This is a genomic window from Halalkaliarchaeum sp. AArc-CO (assembly GCF_024972735.1).
Classification (GTDB): Archaea; Halobacteriota; Halobacteria; order Halobacteriales; family Haloferacaceae; genus Halalkaliarchaeum.
In genome coordinates this window covers 2312026-2326253 of sequence record NZ_CP087723.1, presented here as the reverse complement: position 1 = coordinate 2326253, position 14228 = coordinate 2312026, and the positions used below count along the sequence as shown (strand labels likewise).

The window sequence follows — 14228 nt, the reverse complement described above, 5'->3', positions numbered from 1 at the left end:
AAAGTTAACAACTCCCGAGTTGTTGTTTCGGGTTTCGGAACGCTTTTGCGGGTCTTCCGAGCATGTTGACGCATGGCAGACGTAGAATCACAGCTACGCGAACAGTTCATCGAGGCGTTCGAGGGAGCCGACTACCCGGTCAACAACCAGATGGATCTCGTCCCGGCGCTGCCGGACGGTCCCGGCACGAAGTTCGAGGCCGGCGACGTCACGCTCTCGGCGATGGAGCTGGCCTCGAAGCTGGGCGACCACCAGGAGTTCCCGTACGACGACGTCGAGGGGCTCGTCGACGACATCATAGCAGGACTCAAAGCCGAGGACGTGATCTAGGCTCGACAGCACGGTTTCGTTATCCGTCGGCGCCGGCGACCTCGTAGGAGACGCCGGCGTCCCGCAGCGCATCGGTCACCCGTCCCAGGGCGTCGGCGCTCGCGACGACGGCCACGTCTTGGCCGCGCATCGCGGCCTCGGCTGCGACCTCGCCGGCGGCGGCGGTCACCGCCGGCTCGGCGTCGATTCTTCCGAGTGCCACTACCCCCTCCACGCCAGCGGCCATCACCAGATCGGCCGCCGAGACGGCCGACGAAAGCGCCGCCTCGTCGACGGTGTCGCTTCCCCCGGATCGGGCCGGTGGAACGCGGAAAACGGTGACCGTTCCCGGTTCGATGTCGATGACGCCCTCGAACCCGGTGACGCTTACGTCCTGGCCGGGTTCGGCGTCGGTCGTCGCGATTCCGGTGGCGGGACCCTCCTCGCCGGGACGGGCGTACAGTAGACCGTCCGTCACGACGAGCGTGACAGTCTCCCCGCTTTCGATCGATTCGGCGGCGATCGCGGCGTCCTCCTGGACGCTGTCGAGGACGTCTTCGGTGACGTGATCGGCGACCCGTCTGAGCTCCCGGGCCTCCTGGAAGAGCCAGTCGACCCCCTCCTTGGTCACCCGGTAGCGCGACCGTCCGTCCTTGGTCACGAGCCCGTCCTCGACGAGCTCCCGGATGTACTCGCTCACTGCCTGACTGGTTACCCCTACTTCGGTCGCGATCTCCCCTTGACTGACCGCAGGCTGTCGGTCGGCGATCTCCGAGAGGATCCGAAATCGGGTCGCCGTGCGCTTGTCCCGCAGGGCGTCGCTCATACCGTCGAACACGTGGGGAATCGGTAAAAACCCCCCTCAACTGACCCGAAGTGACGACAGGGATCGCCCCGCCGTCTCGGTCGACGGCAGGGATATATATCGCATCGCCGTACTGACGGGTATGCGGGATCTGACGGTCCGGGACCGCGCCGCGTTCCTTTCGGCCCCCGACGCGCTCGTCGTCGCAGACGTTCATGTCGGCCGCGACGAATCCTCCAGCGTCCAGTTTCCCCTCGGTGAACGCGACGATCTCGTGGACCGTCTCGACGCGCTACTCGTCCATTACGATCCCGACACTGTCGTTTTCGCCGGTGACCTTTTCCACCGGTTTGACCGGGTGAGTGACCTCTCACGCCGCGGATTGTGCGAACTCGTGACGGCCTGTCGACGAAGGGACACCCGGCCGGTGCTCGTCGGCGGCAACCACGACACGAGGCTCGCGGCGGCGACTGACAACGACGTCCACGATGCGTACGCGCTTGCCGACGGGACTGTCGTCTGTCACGGCCACGAGGAGCCGTCAGTCGAGGGGCATCGGTACGTGATCGGTCATCTTCACCCGACGATCTCGATCGAGGGGAACACCTATCCCTGTTTCCTGTGGGGACGGGAGGCGTACGACGGCGCCGACGTGCTGGTGTTGCCGGCGTTCAACCGGCTCGCCCCGGGCGTCGACGTGAACGGGGTGGGAACCGCCGACGTTTCGACCCCGTTGGCTCCCGAAATAGACGCGTTCCGCCCGATCGTCTACGATCCGGACAGCCAGGAGACGCTCCGGTTTCCGCCGCTGTCGGAGTTCCATCGTCTACTGTGAACTACCGAGTCCGTCCGCGAGGACTGCCTTTGTCACAACCCGACCGCTCTCCATGGCGCCCTGGATCGACGACCAGTGGGTGTACTCGCCGGCCAGATACACCGACCCATCCGGATCGCGTACGTCCGGAAGGGTCTCGTGGATCCCCGGCGGCTGACGGAACTGCCCGAACTGGATCCGCTCGGTCCAGACGTGTTCGAGGCCGCCGAACGTCCGCTCGGGGTACCACGATTCGAGGGTTCGCTGGGCGCGTTCGAACAGTTCCTCGTCGCTGACCTCGACCGGTCGCTCGCCGAGGAACGTCGCACACAGCAGTTCCCGGTCCCCCGGGGCGTACTCCGGGGCGACCTCGGTGAGCGGGACCATCGCGTTCGGCGTGTCGACGCCCGGGATCTCCTCGCCCGAGGCGGTGTCGGCCTCGCTGGCGACGCCTCCTTTCGCGTTCAGCAGGATCCGTCGATCGGTCCCCGGCCCCGCACCGGCGGGAAGGCTGTAGTACTGGGTGACGCTTGCCCGCCCGTCGATCGGGATCGAGTCGATTCCGGTCAACTCGGCGGCCGCTCTGGGATCGGTCGCGACGATCGCCGCCTCCGCGCGGCGGCCCTCCTCCGTCGTCGTGATCTCGACGGTCCCGTCGTCGGTCGGCTCTACCCCGGTGACCCGCGTGTCGGTCTCGATCGTCGCGCCGGCGGCGGCCGCCCGGTCGGCGAGCTGTGCGGTGATCGCGCCCATCCCGTCGGCGGGGACGGCAGTGTGTCCTTTCGAGAGCACGGCGAAGGTGTACTCGAACACTCGTTTGGAGGTCGACAGCGACCGATCGAGCGTGATCCCGCCATAAAAGGGCGCGACGAAGTTGTTCACGTACGCTTCTGAAAATCCCCATTCCCGGAGGTACGTCCGGATGTCCGTGTCGCGACCGTCGAAAATCGACGCGAGATCCCGGCTCCGGAGTTCGCGGCGCAACAGCAGCGTCCTGAGCTTGTCGCTCAGCGGGATCTCGTGGTTGAAAAACGATTCGACGGCCGCGGTCGGGTCGCGAAGGGGGTCCGAAAGCACCGACCGTTCGCTCGGGCGGGCGATGATCGCTCCCGGTTTGAACCGGCGCAGGTCCAGCGCGTCGAGATCGAGCTCGCGTTTCACCGCGGGGTAGCCGGTAAAAAGCACCTGGAACCCGCGATCCAGGGTGAACCCGTCCCGCGTTCTGCTTTGTACCCGTCCGCCGACGGTTTCGCGCCGTTCTAGAACCGTCACGTCGGCGCCACGCTCCGCCAGACGTCGGGCCGCCACGAGGCCGGCAAGTCCGCCGCCGACCACGATCACGTCGTCTGTCATACGTTCCGGTTGGTCCGCCGACTACAAAGGCACTGCGAGCACCGGAGTGCCGCGTGGCGTCCGTGCCTAGATCACGCCCGTAACCCGTCCGGCCTCCCGTGCAGCGGCCTCGCTGATGCCGTTTCCGAGGATCGTGTACCGGTCGCGGATCGTGTGGGCGGTCGTGAGCGCTTCGAGGAACTCCTCGTCGGTGACCTCCAACCCGTCGGCGGTCGTCGGGGCGTCGATGCTCGCGAGCGCGTCCCGGATCGCCCGCCACTGGCCGTCCTCGCCGGAGTGGAGGTACTCGGTAACGATCGACGCGACGCCGACCTGGTGGCCGTGCAGCGCCCGACCGGGCGCGATCCGGTCGAGCTGGTGGGAGACGAGATGCTCCGCACCGGAGGCGGGCCGGGAGGAGCCCGCGATCGACATTGCCACGCCCGAGGAGACGAGCGCTTTGACGACGATCCAGGCCGACTCCTCGAGGTCCTTCTTGATCGAGTCGGCGTTGTCCACGAGCATCTCGGCGGTCATCTCCGAGAGCGCGCCGGCGTACTCGCTGTACTCGACGTTTTTGAGGCGCTGGGCGAGCCGCCAGTCCTTGACGGCGGTGTAGTTGGAGATGATGTCCGCACAGCCGGCGGTCGTCAGTTCCCAGGGGGCCTCGGCGATCAGCTCCGTATCGGCGACGACCGCCAGCGGCGGATCGGCCGCCACCGAGTGGCGGGTGTCCCCCTCCGGAATCGACGACCGGCCGGAGACGATTCCGTCGTGGCTCGCGGCTGTCGGAACCGAAACGAACCCGACGCCGAGCCGGTCGCTTGCGGTCTTTGCGACGTCGATTGGCTTGCCGCCGCCGAGGCCGACCAGGAACCCGGCGTCGGTCGCGCGGGCCGCCTCGACCACCTCCTCGATCGTGTCGAAGCGTGCCTCCTCGATCGAGACGGTCTCGGGGTCGTCGAACTGCGCACGGACCCTGTCGCCTGCAAGCCGATCGGGGGTCGGGCTGGTCACGATCAGTGCGGGTCCCGAAAGCGACAGTTCGCCGACCGCCTCGCCCAACTCGCCCAGGACGTCGTGTCCGACCACCACGTTCCGGGGGAGTTTGATCCACGTCCGCTTGTCGAACATGGCCGGTAGTTTCGACAGCAGCCTAAAAAAGCTGGAGTAAACCGGTCGGCGGCGACGAATCGCCCTGCAGCGGTGGACTGGTCTCCGCCGCCGGACCGTCACAGCCTCGACACCGTAGCCTATAATTCATCTACCGCTCCAACTGTGGGACATGAACGAGAACCGCCGTCGGTCGGTGATAACCGTGTTGCTCGCTGTCGGCGGGGCGGTGTTCGGCGTCGCCGGGGTCGGACACGCCTACCTCCGCGAGTGGAAACGTGCGCTGCTGTGGTTCCTTCTGGCGCTGTTCGGGGGTGCCGCGCTCGTCGTCTCGGCCGCCGGCGACACCGTCCCCTCGTCGGTGTTCGACCTCCCGCCGACGGTCGTCGCCGGCATCTTCTTCATCCTCTTTATAAGTGTCGTCGACGCCTATCTCGTCTCGATCCGGAAGGCGAACGCGACCCCCTCGGTTTCGGTTCCCGCCGACCTCGCGGACGGGGAGACGCCGGCTGCAGCGGCGGACGGCGAGCAATCGGCGACCGTCACCTGTCCGCACTGCGGCCGGGAGACGGATCCGGAGCTGGATTTCTGTACGTGGTGCACCGGGAAGTTCGCCGATGCGGAAGAAGAGCCAGAAACGTAGTGTCGATCCGAGGGGTAGTGTCGATCCGAGCTGTGGCGCCGCTCACTTCTCGATGATGCTCTCCTCGACGGACGCCCCGAAGTGGCGCGCGACGTCCTCGTAGTAGACGAGCAGTTCGTCGCCTTCTTCGAGATCGGTGACGGCGGTCCGCCCCTCGGCTGTCGCCACCTTGATCGTCTCGGCGTTTTGCAGCAGCGTCTCGATCCGATCCACGCCGTCTTCGGTTTCCACCTCGGCCTGGACCCTGAACATCGGGCGCTTTTCGATCTTCACCCGACCCACGATCCCCTCGCGTGTCCGGCCGTCCGTGTCGACGATCTGGACCTCGTCGCCGCTTTGCAGTTCCGCGAGGTACTTCGTTTCCCCCTCCGGAACGCGGACGTACGCGTGGACCGCGCCGGCGTTGACCCGGAACGGGCGGGAGGCGACGTACGGCGATTCGGCGGTCTCGGCGTGCACGAAGAACAGCCCCCGTGACATCGAGCCGACGAGCATCCCCTCGTCGTCTTCCATCAGGTTGCCGGTGTCGATGCAGACGCGGTCGGCCATCCCGGTGCGTTCGACGGCGGTGACCTCCGCGAGGGTGAGATCGAGCTGTTCGCGTTCGGTCGCGTCGCGCACCTCGACGGTCCGGCGGATCTCGTCGGGGTCGTCGGTGTCGAGCAACACGCCGTCCGCACCGATCTCGAGCGTCTCGAAGGCGGTTTCCGCCTCCGCGGCGGACGTCACGCCGGCCACCAGGTGGGTGTCCTCCCCCACCCTCGAGATGAGGTTCTCCAGGGGGATGATCGTCCAGTCGGAGCCGATCACCAGGGTGTACTCGCCGTCTCTGGCGGCCTCCTCGGCGAACGCCTCGTATCCTTCATCGAGAATGTGGACGTACGTTCCCTGCGCGCGGTTGTTCCCGCGAAGCGTGGTGAGGTCGGCGCTGCCGGAGAAGTCCGAGGGTAGGCCGATCGTCCCATCACCCTCGCCGTCCTTGCCGACGAGATACGCGTCGGCCTCGGTCTCTTCCGCCTCGTCGACGGCGTCGGCGTCGACGACGTCGGCGTCCGGTAGGAACGCTGCGACGTTTACGTCGCCCAGCTCTCGCACCCGGGCGACGTCCGGTTCGTCGACCAGCACCCAGTCGACTCCAGCCTCGATTCCCGCCGTGATGCGTCGCTTTCGCGCCTGCCAGTCGCCGACGTCGTCGTCGGCTTTCACCCAGACCGTCCGTGTCATTACTGGGACCACGAAGGCGTGGGGCTTGAAAACTACGGATGGCGCGAGACGACGATCTCGCCGGCCTTCAGAACCGTTTCGACGACGTTGACCCCGAAGTTGTACGGGAGATGTCGGTGTGACGATCCGTCGATCACGACGAGATCGCCCGGTGCGCCGACGGTCAAAGTACCGGCGCCACCGGATGCTCGATCCCGGTCGATCGCGGCGGCGCCCCGTTCGGTGATCCCGACCACCGCCTCCGCTGGAGTCATTCCCATCCCAACACAGGCGAGCGTCGCCGCGAACCCGGGGCTCGGGGCGTGGCAGTTCGGGTTGAAGTCGGTCGCGATCGCGGGAACGGCGCCCCGCTTCCGGTACGGCTCGAGGTCCGGATAGCCCTCGCCCAGCCCGAACGCGGTCCCCGGGAGCAACACCGGCGTGACGTCTGCCGAAAGCAGTGCCCTGACGTCCCAGTCGGTCGACTGGAGCAGGTGGTCGGCGCTGGCGGCGCCGAGTTCGGCCGCCAGCCTGGTCCCGCCCAGCCGTTCGAACTCGTCTGCGTGGATCTTCGGCGTCAAGCCCTGCGTTGCGCCAGCCTCCAGTACCCGACGGGACTGCTCCAGGGTAAAAACCCCCTCCTCGCAGAAGACGTCACAGAACTCTGCAATCCCCTGATCGGCGACCGCCGGCAGCTGGTCTTCGACCACGCTGTCGACGTAGTCGTCCGCGTCGGCACCCTCCGGGATCGCGTGTGCACCCATGAACGTCGCCACCACGTCGACGGGGTGTTCGTCGTCGGCCCCGTCGATTGCCGACAGCATCTTCAGCTCCGTTTCCGTGTTCAGTCCGTAGCCGGACTTCACTTCGACCGTTGTCGTCCCGTGGGCGAGCAGCACGTCGAGATGTTCGAGCAGCCGATCCCGGAGTTCCTGTTCGCTCGCCTCCCGGACGCGACGGACCGTCCGGAGGATCCCGCCCCCCTCGGCGAGGATCTCCTGGTAGGTCTGTCCGCGGAGCTTTGCCTCGAACTCGTCGGACCGGTCACCGACGAACAGCGCGTGGGTGTGGGCGTCGACGAACCCCGGGAGGACACACTGTCCCGTTGCGTCGACGGCTGCGGCTGCGTTCTCGATCGGGTACTGCCGGACGAGTTCGTCGCTCGAACCGATCTCGATGACGATGCCGTCTTCGAGGACGACTGCCGCGTCGGATCGGGTGTCGAGAACGCCCCCTGCCTCGAGTGTGACGCTGTCGGTGTCGACTCCCCCGCTGAGGTCGTCCGCCGGTCCGACGACCAGTTCCGCCGCGTCGTGGACGATCGTGTAACTCATTGGTTGTGGTCGTTGTCGGTATCGTCTCCTCCGTTTCTCCGAACGAGCGCACCGTACAGTGCATGTGCGACAGTCCTCGCAGCTGCGTCGACTGTCCGGCCATCGACGTCCAGGGGCGGCGCACACTCGACGATCTCGAATCCCGCGAGCCTGTCGTCACAGACCAGATCTCCGACGGCCGCAAACAGCTCCCTGGCGGTGAGACCGCCGGGTGTCGGCGCGCTGACGCCGGGTGCGACAGCCGCATCGAGGACGTCGCAGTCGACGCTAATGTAGAGCAGTTCGACGTCGGCGACTGCCTCGCGGACCGCCTCGACGGCTGCGTCGACGCCGTCGTCGAACGCGTCCGCCGGGACGATCGTTCCGCCCCGGTCGCGGACGTACTCGACGTACGGCCCTGACGTCTCGAAGTGGCGGACTCCCACGGCGACGTAGGTGTCGAGGCCGTCCTCGATCAGCTGCCGGTAGGGAGTGCCACTCGTCGGACCGTCGTGGAGTGCCCTGCAGTCGAGGTGGGCGTCGAAGTTCACGACGCCGACCTGCCCCCGATCCAGGAGGGGCGCCACGTTGGCGTACGAAAGCGAGTTGTCACCGCCGAGAAAAACCGGAAGCGAATCGAGCGCGTGGACCTCCCCGGCGACCTCGCGAACCTGCGTCTGGACTGCGGCGACGTCGCCTCCCGTCGGGTCGTCCGCGACGTCACTCCCCGTCTGGTCGTCCGCGACGTCAGCCCCCGTCTGGTCGTCCGCGACGTCACCAGAACGCGCGACGTCGCCGATGTCGACGATCCGAGTCGCCGACAGGGGACTGGTTGCTCCTGCAGTACAGTGGGCGGTCTTCGTTCCCGCGAGCGAGCGGCGGATCGCGAGAGGGCCTTCCCGTGCGCCCCGGCGGCCGATCACCGCTCCGTCGTAGGGTTCGCCGAGGAGGACCGCATCCGGGTCGTCCGCGACGTCTCCTTTCTCTGCACCCTCGATCACGTCGCCGAACTGCCGATCGTTCGGATCGTCGGACGGACCCTCCCATCCCCGCCAGTCGGGGGCAACGATCCCGTCGATCATTGCTCGTCCATGGGGATCTCGACCCCCGACTCGCGGGCCTCGGCGATCGCTTCCTCGTAGCCGGCGTCGGCGTGGCGGATCACGCCGGTTCCCGGATCGGTCGTGAACACCGCCTCCGCCTTTTTGGCGGCGAGCTCCGTCCCGTCGAGCACGACGTGGTTGTTGGCGTGGATCGCGTTGCCGATCCCGACGCCGCCGCCGTCGTGGACGCTGACGATGTCTGCCCCCGCCGCGCAGTTGAGCAACGCGTTGAGGATCGGCCAGTCGGCGACGGCGTCGGTCCCGTCCTTCATCGCCTCCGTCTCCCGGTACGGGCTGGCGACGCTGCCGGCGTCGAGGTGGTCCCGGGTGACCACGATCGGAGCCGTGATCTCGCCGTCGGCGACGAGGTCATTGATCCGGAGGGCAAAGCGGGCCCGCTCCGTGAGTCCCTCGACCCCACCGCCTTCGGTGTTGTATCCGAGCCAGCACACCCGGCTCGGGAGCCCCTGGAACTGGATCCGGTCTTGCGCCAGTTCGATCCATCGCCTGAGATGGTCCTTCTCGGGGAACAACTCGAGGATCGCCTCGTCGGTCCGATAGATGTCCTCGGGATTGCCCGACAGCGCGAGCCACCGGAACGGTCCCTTCCCCCGGCAGAACTGTGGGCGGATGTACGCCGGGACGAATCCCGGGAACTCGAAGGCGTCATCGCGGCCGCGTTGTTCTGCGATCTGCCCTCTGATGTTGTTGCCGTACTCGAACGCGACTGCGCCCCGATCCTGGAGTTTGAGGATCGCGTCGACGTGTCGCTCCATCGTGTCGAGGCTCTCCCGCCGATACGCGTCGGGATCCTCCTCCCTGAGCCTATCGGCCGCCTCCACTGTGTATCCCGACGGGTAGTACCCCTCGAGAACGTCGTGGGCGCTCGTCTGATCCGTGATCACGTCGGGGACGAAGTCCCGCTCCACCAGCCCCTCGAGCATGTCCGCCGCGTTCACGTGAACCCCGACGCTGTACGGCTCTTCGGCCCGAACCGCCTCCCTTGCGCGGTCCAGCGCCTCCTCGAGGTCGTCGGTTTTCTCCATGCAGTAGCCCGTCTCGATCCGGCGGTCGATGCGTCGCTCGTCGACCTCGGCGGCGATACAGACGCCCCTGTTCATCGTCACCGCCAGCGGCTGTGCCCCGCCCATGCCGCCGAGGCCTCCGGTGACGACGATCTTCCCCGCGAGATCGCCATCGTAGTGCTGGCGGGCGAGTTCTGCAAGCGTTTCGTAGGTTCCCTGGATGATTCCCTGAGTCCCGATGTACGCCCACGAACCGGCCGTCATCTGCCCGTACATGATTTTCCCCTCGGCCTCCAGTTCGTGGAAGTGCTCCCAGTTGTCCCACTTGCCCACGAGATTGGAATTCGCAATCAACACCCGCGGGGCGCGCTCGTGCGTCTCGAACCGTCCGACTGGTTTCCCCGACTGGATCAACAGCGTCTCGTCGTCGTCGAGCTCCCGGAGCTGTTCGAGGATCGCGTCGTAGGCGTCCCACGATCGGGCCGCCCGTCCGGTGCCGCCGTACACGACCAGCTTTTCGGGGTCTTCGGCCACCTCCGGGTCCAGGTTGTTGTTGAGCAGCCGCAGCGCCGCCTCCTGTCGCCACCCCTCACACTCCAGGTCGGTCCCGGTCGGCGCCCCCTGGTACTCGCGCCACTGGTCGCTGGGTGGCGACTGCGAGTCGGCGGTGGATCGGTTGGTGTCCATGTCAACAGTGGACGTACGACCGGCCCTACTGAAAAGGCACCGCCGGGTTTCGAAACTGATCACCGTCGGTCAATAGAATCGCCGTCGGTCAATACGGGCCGCCGCCGTTTTCATCGTCGTCACCGTCGTCGTCGGGATCAGCACACCCCGCAAGTACAAGGAGCAGTCCCGTGACTCCGACCGCGAGCAGTCGTCTCCGAGTTCGACGCGTCTCCTCCGTCGATGGCGGTCGCGATTCGTTCATGACTGTCGTATGCAGCCCTCCACCAAGAATCCTGTTAATTGATACCTTATAACACAACTCGTGCGTCGACTGAGAGTTCGCGGCGGCACAAAGGATTACCCCCATCGGGGAGTAGAGCGAGCCATGTCGGACACATCGCTGGACGTCTTCACTGGACCCGATCGGCGCGACTGGGACACCACCCCCGACGGGATCGTTCGAATGGCCGTCGTCGGGCTCGGGAATTACGCCCGAATGGTCTCGCTTCCGGCGATCGCCGAGAGCGAGTACTGCGTCCCGACGGTCGTCGTCAGCGGGACCGAGACCAGTCGGATTGAGACGGCCCGAGAGTACGACGCCGTCGGCCTCACCTACGAGCAGTACGCCGACGGAGAGGCCGAAGACGAATACGACGCCGTTTACGTCGCCACGCCGAACCGGAAGCATCTCCCGCAGATCGAGACGGCCGCTGATCACGGGAAGAGTGTGATTTCGGAAAAGCCGCTGGAGGCGACCGCAAACAGGGCCCGCAAGGCGGTCGCGGTGTGTGAGGAGGCCGGGGTGACGCTGATGACGGCCTACCGGATGCAGACTGATCCGGTCGTCCGTCGGCTGCGAGAGTTCGTCCGGCAGGGCGGGCTCGGCGATCCGGTCCGGTTGTTCGGCAACTTCAGCTTCGACGTGCTCGGCGGTTCGAACGGCCCAGACCAGTGGCGACTCGACGACCACCTGGCCGGCGGGGGAGCGCTGATGGACGTCGGCGTCTACCCGCTCAACACCTCGCGGTTCCTGCTCGATGCGGATCCGGTCGCGGTGTGGGGAACGACCCGGACGAGCGGACCGTTCGGCGACGTCGACGAACACGTCGACTTCGGCGTCGAGTTCCCCGAAGCGATCGGGAACTTTTCGGCCAGTTTCAGCGGCCACTCGAACGCCGAACTCTCGATCCACGGAACCGAGGGTCGGGTGGCGCTGCGGGACGCGTTCGGCGTGAACGCCGACCGACAACTGACGGTCGAGACCACCGAGGGCACGCTGGAACAGACGGGGTTCGGCCGTGACGAAACGGTCGAGGAGTTCGACTACTTCGCCCACTGTCTGTTGACGGGCGACAAGCCGGAACCGGACGGTCGCGACGGCCTCGTCGACGTCCAGACCGCGATGGCCGTGTATCGTTCTGCCAAAGAGGCTCGGCGGGTCGAGGTCACCATCGCCGATCAGTGATCCCGGCCAACAGGAGTCAGCATCACACGGCGACCGCGTGGACGGCTACCTCGCCGTCGGCCCGAACAGTCAACTCGAGGCTCTCGTAGTCGGCGACTCGTGTTTCGAAAAGCAACTCGTCGTCGGATCTGAGCTCGATGGTGCACGTTTCGCCCGCATTTTCGCGAGTGAGATCGTTCCGTTCCCCGGGAGAGACCCGAACTTCCACGTCGCGACAGCCGGGATCGAGTACCACTGTCCCGGAGAACCCGTCCCGGACGACTACCTCGACGATCCGGGTTCCCGCCGGCATGGTCTCAAGGGGCGGGGTTTCGGTGACAGTCCCCGGCGTGTCTGTGGCGTCCTCCTCCCCGGGGTCCGAAAGACAGCCAGCGGCCAGGATGCTCACCGCTGTCGGCGCTATCTGGAGGGCTCGGCGGCGTTTCATGGAAGTAGTTCTCCGAGGCAACATAATGGGTTTTGTGTCGGGAGGCTTTCGCAGGCGAGCAGCTTCGAGAGTGAGCATTAATACAGCTGGGGGGAAAACCATGAGTCATGACGTCGTACCTGAACACTGATCCGGATCTGGACGAATACGAATCGATCCTGCGGGAGTATCCCGCGGACGTCTTCCTCGTCGAGCGGGACCACCCGGAAGAGGGGCGGTCGTTCCGGTTCCACGCACCGGTTCGAGAGGCCGTCACGTTCGCGGACGAAGACCGGGCGCGGCTGTTTGCGGACCTCTACACTGCCGTGGACGGGTTCCGAATCGGCGGCGTCGGCGAGGGCGGCATCCCCGTGAACGTCGCGGTCGCGGGGACCGCCGAGATCGCCGCCTACATGTACGCGGCGTGGGGCCAGACTCCGACACAGATCGCCCAGACGTTAGACAGCAACCGACAGAACGTTCTCGAGTACTTCGAACGGGTCAACGACCGTGCCGAAAAAGTGATCGCAGAGGAGTGACCTGTCGACGAGTTAGTACCGAAGGACTGAGTAGGCGATACAGGCGAGCCCAGACGCGATCAACAGCGATTCGATCGTGTACAGGGTGAGCAACTGGCCACTCGTGAGCCAATCACCGCCCGAAATCCCGGGGGCGTACACTGCCTCGACGGCGGTGCTTATCGTGATCAACGCGAACCCGATCGTTGTAAACCGGAGGTTCTCCCGCCCGAGTCGCAGTTGCGCCCGGTAGCTGAGTACCGTGAGCGCGCCGCCGATGGAGAACACGAGGAGGTTGCTCACGACGAACATCCACAGCTGTGCGTTCGCCATGGCTACTCCTCCGGAAGCGTCGAAGAGAGGTCGGGGAATTCGGTGGCCGACGTCTTCCGGTGCCCCTCGCCGAGGTCCTCGAACAGCTCTCCGAACTTCTCGACGGTGTCCTTCTTGATTTCGACGTTGACGTCGACGTCGCCGTCCGCGACCGTGACTCTGATCTCTTCGAGATCAGTCGAGTACTGTTTCGACTGTTCGTTGTCGGGGCCGACGATCCGTTCCTCTGACAGCATGTCATACTCGACCAGTACGTTGACCCGACGGTAGATCGTGGGCAGCGACGCGTCACACAGCCGATCGAGTTCCTTTGCCGTGACCGGCCGCACGCTTGCGGCCGCCAGGATCCGCCGGCTTTCTTTGCACGCCAGTACCTCGAAGATTCCGTCGGGATCCCACTGTTTGCTCATGTGTGTCTCGTCCGTTCTCTCGCTGGTTCGGTCCGGGAGCTGAAAGGTGTTGTCTCGTCTCACCAGATCGAGAACGTCACATCCGTTTCCTCGGTCGTTATCGGCGAGTGAAAACCCACGTTTCGCGAAGAACCGCCGTCCTTGCCCGACGCTGCTGATCCGATCGGAGAAACTGTTTAGGCCTGTAAAATCGACTGGAAGATTGACGGGCTGGATTCCCCAATAGTCGGATAGAAGCCGTCCTGACGCGCTTCGATCACCAACCCATGCCACTCGAAATACGGGAACGCGATCTGCCAGGTGTCGGCGTCCGCTACGAGGCGGATCTCTCTGCCGAGGAAACCGTCGCGGTACTCATCCACAATACTGGGCGAAGGGACCTGTACTATCGCGATGGAGACGAGACAGTCGACTTCGAGCACGTAGTCGAACTGACCGATTCCCAGGCCCGGGCACTCGGGCTGTTACTGGTCGGCGCATACTACCAGCCGGTGCCGGCACAGGCGGGCGAGGTCACGCCGACCGACGAGCACACCAAGTGGTACCAGGTCGCGGAGGACGCACCGGCGGTGGGCGAGTCTCTCGGCGACCTCGGCGTCAGCGTCGAAACGAACGCTGTGGTGCTCGCAATCATTCGGCGGGGGGACCGGACAGTTCATCCCTCCGACGACTTCGTTCTCCAGGTCGACGACCACCTCGTCGCAATCGGCGATCAGACGGCACACCAAAAGCTGGGCGAACTGATTCACGGAACGCAACCGCAGTGA

General features: G+C 65.8%; 17 protein-coding genes. 6 read left to right on the top strand and 11 right to left on the bottom strand.

Annotation, left to right across the window (positions count from 1 at the left end; all coding sequences use genetic code 11):
* Positions 1–72: 72 nt before the first annotated feature.
* Positions 73–330 (top strand): MTH865 family protein, encoded by a 258-nt coding sequence (locus AArcCO_RS12240; protein WP_259533793.1) that lies wholly within the window; start codon positions 73–75, stop codon positions 328–330.
* Positions 331–349: 19 nt separating this feature from the next.
* On the opposite strand, the gene AArcCO_RS12235 is transcribed toward AArcCO_RS12240, so the two are convergent.
* The gene (locus AArcCO_RS12235) at positions 350–1135 is read right to left on the bottom strand and encodes a DUF7839 domain-containing protein (protein WP_259533792.1); all 786 of its coding nucleotides are present in this window, start codon (positions 1133–1135) and stop codon (positions 350–352) included.
* A 121-nt stretch (positions 1136–1256) separates the two neighbouring features.
* Between AArcCO_RS12235 and AArcCO_RS12230 the strand changes: the two genes are divergently transcribed.
* The gene (locus tag AArcCO_RS12230; RefSeq protein WP_259533791.1) at positions 1257–1949 is read left to right on the top strand and encodes a metallophosphoesterase; all 693 of its coding nucleotides are present in this window, start codon (positions 1257–1259) and stop codon (positions 1947–1949) included.
* Here the strand turns inward: AArcCO_RS12230 and AArcCO_RS12225 are convergent.
* Entirely contained in the window at positions 1941–3281 is a 1341-nt protein-coding gene (locus AArcCO_RS12225) for an NAD(P)/FAD-dependent oxidoreductase (protein ID WP_259533790.1), read from the bottom strand. The two genes, AArcCO_RS12230 and AArcCO_RS12225, sit on opposite strands and share 9 nt — an antisense overlap.
* 66 nt (positions 3282–3347) lie before the next feature.
* The gene (locus AArcCO_RS12220) at positions 3348–4394 is read right to left on the bottom strand and encodes an NAD(P)-dependent glycerol-1-phosphate dehydrogenase (protein WP_259533789.1); all 1047 of its coding nucleotides are present in this window, start codon (positions 4392–4394) and stop codon (positions 3348–3350) included.
* A 151-nt stretch (positions 4395–4545) separates the two neighbouring features.
* Between AArcCO_RS12220 and AArcCO_RS12215 the strand changes: the two genes are divergently transcribed.
* Positions 4546–5016, top strand: a complete 471-nt coding sequence (locus AArcCO_RS12215; protein WP_259533788.1) for a zinc ribbon domain-containing protein — start codon at positions 4546–4548, stop codon at positions 5014–5016.
* A 42-nt stretch (positions 5017–5058) separates the two neighbouring features.
* On the opposite strand, the gene AArcCO_RS12210 is transcribed toward AArcCO_RS12215, so the two are convergent.
* The 5 genes from AArcCO_RS12210 to AArcCO_RS12190 all read right to left on the bottom strand — a co-directional run bounded on the left by AArcCO_RS12210 (position 5059) and on the right by AArcCO_RS12190 (position 10591).
* A complete protein-coding gene (locus tag AArcCO_RS12210) occupies positions 5059–6240 on the bottom strand; it encodes a 3-dehydroquinate synthase II (protein ID WP_259533787.1) in 1182 nt (393 codons plus the stop codon).
* A gap of 32 nt (positions 6241–6272) precedes the next feature.
* Complete coding sequence (gene hutI / locus AArcCO_RS12205; protein ID WP_259533786.1) at positions 6273–7553, bottom strand: imidazolonepropionase; 1281 nt, start codon at positions 7551–7553, stop codon at positions 6273–6275.
* Positions 7550–8614, bottom strand: coding sequence for an agmatinase family protein (locus tag AArcCO_RS12200; protein WP_259533785.1), 1065 nt, complete (start codon positions 8612–8614; stop codon positions 7550–7552). Before AArcCO_RS12200 ends, hutI begins: the two co-directional genes overlap by 4 nt.
* The gene (gene hutU, locus AArcCO_RS12195; protein ID WP_259533784.1) at positions 8611–10347 is read right to left on the bottom strand and encodes a urocanate hydratase; all 1737 of its coding nucleotides are present in this window, start codon (positions 10345–10347) and stop codon (positions 8611–8613) included. The genes AArcCO_RS12200 and hutU overlap by 4 nt, the downstream gene beginning before the upstream one ends.
* Positions 10348–10435: 88 nt before the next feature.
* Positions 10436–10591, bottom strand: a complete 156-nt coding sequence (locus AArcCO_RS12190; RefSeq protein WP_259533783.1) for a hypothetical protein — start codon at positions 10589–10591, stop codon at positions 10436–10438.
* Between the two features lie 123 nt (positions 10592–10714).
* Between AArcCO_RS12190 and gfo6 the strand changes: the two genes are divergently transcribed.
* Positions 10715–11794, top strand: a complete 1080-nt coding sequence (gene gfo6 / locus AArcCO_RS12185; RefSeq protein WP_259533782.1) for a D-xylose 1-dehydrogenase Gfo6 — start codon at positions 10715–10717, stop codon at positions 11792–11794.
* 22 nt (positions 11795–11816) lie between these two features.
* Here the strand turns inward: gfo6 and AArcCO_RS12180 are convergent, their stop codons facing one another.
* Positions 11817–12221 carry a hypothetical protein gene (locus tag AArcCO_RS12180; RefSeq protein ID WP_259533781.1) on the bottom strand — a complete coding sequence of 135 codons (405 nt, stop codon included), beginning with the start codon at positions 12219–12221 and terminating at the stop codon, positions 11817–11819.
* Positions 12222–12328: 107 nt separating this feature from the next.
* Between AArcCO_RS12180 and AArcCO_RS12175 the strand changes: the two genes are divergently transcribed.
* On the top strand, positions 12329–12739 hold the full coding sequence (locus tag AArcCO_RS12175) for a hypothetical protein (RefSeq protein WP_259533780.1): 411 nt from the start codon (positions 12329–12331) through the stop codon (positions 12737–12739).
* Positions 12740–12751: 12 nt separating this feature from the next.
* On the opposite strand, the gene AArcCO_RS12170 is transcribed toward AArcCO_RS12175, so the two are convergent.
* Both AArcCO_RS12170 and AArcCO_RS12165 read right to left on the bottom strand, forming a co-directional pair.
* Complete coding sequence (locus AArcCO_RS12170) at positions 12752–13051, bottom strand: DUF7521 family protein (RefSeq protein WP_259533779.1); 300 nt, start codon at positions 13049–13051, stop codon at positions 12752–12754.
* Positions 13052–13053: 2 nt separating this feature from the next.
* The gene (locus AArcCO_RS12165) at positions 13054–13461 is read right to left on the bottom strand and encodes a winged helix-turn-helix domain-containing protein (protein WP_259533778.1); all 408 of its coding nucleotides are present in this window, start codon (positions 13459–13461) and stop codon (positions 13054–13056) included.
* A 266-nt stretch (positions 13462–13727) separates the two neighbouring features.
* Here AArcCO_RS12165 and AArcCO_RS12160 point away from each other — a divergent pair, with 266 nt between their 5' ends.
* Entirely contained in the window at positions 13728–14228 is a 501-nt protein-coding gene (locus tag AArcCO_RS12160; RefSeq protein WP_259533777.1) for a cation:proton antiporter regulatory subunit, read from the top strand.

Excerpts from the sequence above, each read along its gene's own strand:
- hutI (WP_259533786.1), bottom strand. The coding sequence starts at position 7,553 with ATGAGTTACACGATCGTCCACGACGCGGCGGAACTGGTCGTCGGACCG.
- AArcCO_RS12220 (WP_259533789.1), bottom strand. The coding sequence starts at position 4,394 with ATGTTCGACAAGCGGACGTGGATCAAACTCCCCCGGAACGTGGTGGTC.
- AArcCO_RS12175 (WP_259533780.1), top strand. The coding sequence starts at position 12,329 with ATGACGTCGTACCTGAACACTGATCCGGATCTGGACGAATACGAATCG.
- AArcCO_RS12165 (WP_259533778.1), bottom strand. The coding sequence starts at position 13,461 with ATGAGCAAACAGTGGGATCCCGACGGAATCTTCGAGGTACTGGCGTGC.
- AArcCO_RS12235 (WP_259533792.1), bottom strand. The coding sequence starts at position 1,135 with ATGAGCGACGCCCTGCGGGACAAGCGCACGGCGACCCGATTTCGGATC.
- AArcCO_RS12215 (WP_259533788.1), top strand. The coding sequence starts at position 4,546 with ATGAACGAGAACCGCCGTCGGTCGGTGATAACCGTGTTGCTCGCTGTC.
- AArcCO_RS12180 (WP_259533781.1), bottom strand. The coding sequence starts at position 12,221 with ATGAAACGCCGCCGAGCCCTCCAGATAGCGCCGACAGCGGTGAGCATC.
- hutU (WP_259533784.1), bottom strand. The coding sequence starts at position 10,347 with ATGGACACCAACCGATCCACCGCCGACTCGCAGTCGCCACCCAGCGAC.
- AArcCO_RS12230 (WP_259533791.1), top strand. The coding sequence starts at position 1,257 with ATGCGGGATCTGACGGTCCGGGACCGCGCCGCGTTCCTTTCGGCCCCC.
- gfo6 (WP_259533782.1), top strand. The coding sequence starts at position 10,715 with ATGTCGGACACATCGCTGGACGTCTTCACTGGACCCGATCGGCGCGAC.
- AArcCO_RS12170 (WP_259533779.1), bottom strand. The coding sequence starts at position 13,051 with ATGGCGAACGCACAGCTGTGGATGTTCGTCGTGAGCAACCTCCTCGTG.
- AArcCO_RS12225 (WP_259533790.1), bottom strand. The coding sequence starts at position 3,281 with ATGACAGACGACGTGATCGTGGTCGGCGGCGGACTTGCCGGCCTCGTG.
- AArcCO_RS12160 (WP_259533777.1), top strand. The coding sequence starts at position 13,728 with ATGCCACTCGAAATACGGGAACGCGATCTGCCAGGTGTCGGCGTCCGC.
- AArcCO_RS12240 (WP_259533793.1), top strand. The coding sequence starts at position 73 with ATGGCAGACGTAGAATCACAGCTACGCGAACAGTTCATCGAGGCGTTC.
- AArcCO_RS12210 (WP_259533787.1), bottom strand. The coding sequence starts at position 6,240 with ATGACACGGACGGTCTGGGTGAAAGCCGACGACGACGTCGGCGACTGG.
- AArcCO_RS12190 (WP_259533783.1), bottom strand. The coding sequence starts at position 10,591 with ATGAACGAATCGCGACCGCCATCGACGGAGGAGACGCGTCGAACTCGG.
- AArcCO_RS12200 (WP_259533785.1), bottom strand. The coding sequence starts at position 8,614 with ATGATCGACGGGATCGTTGCCCCCGACTGGCGGGGATGGGAGGGTCCG.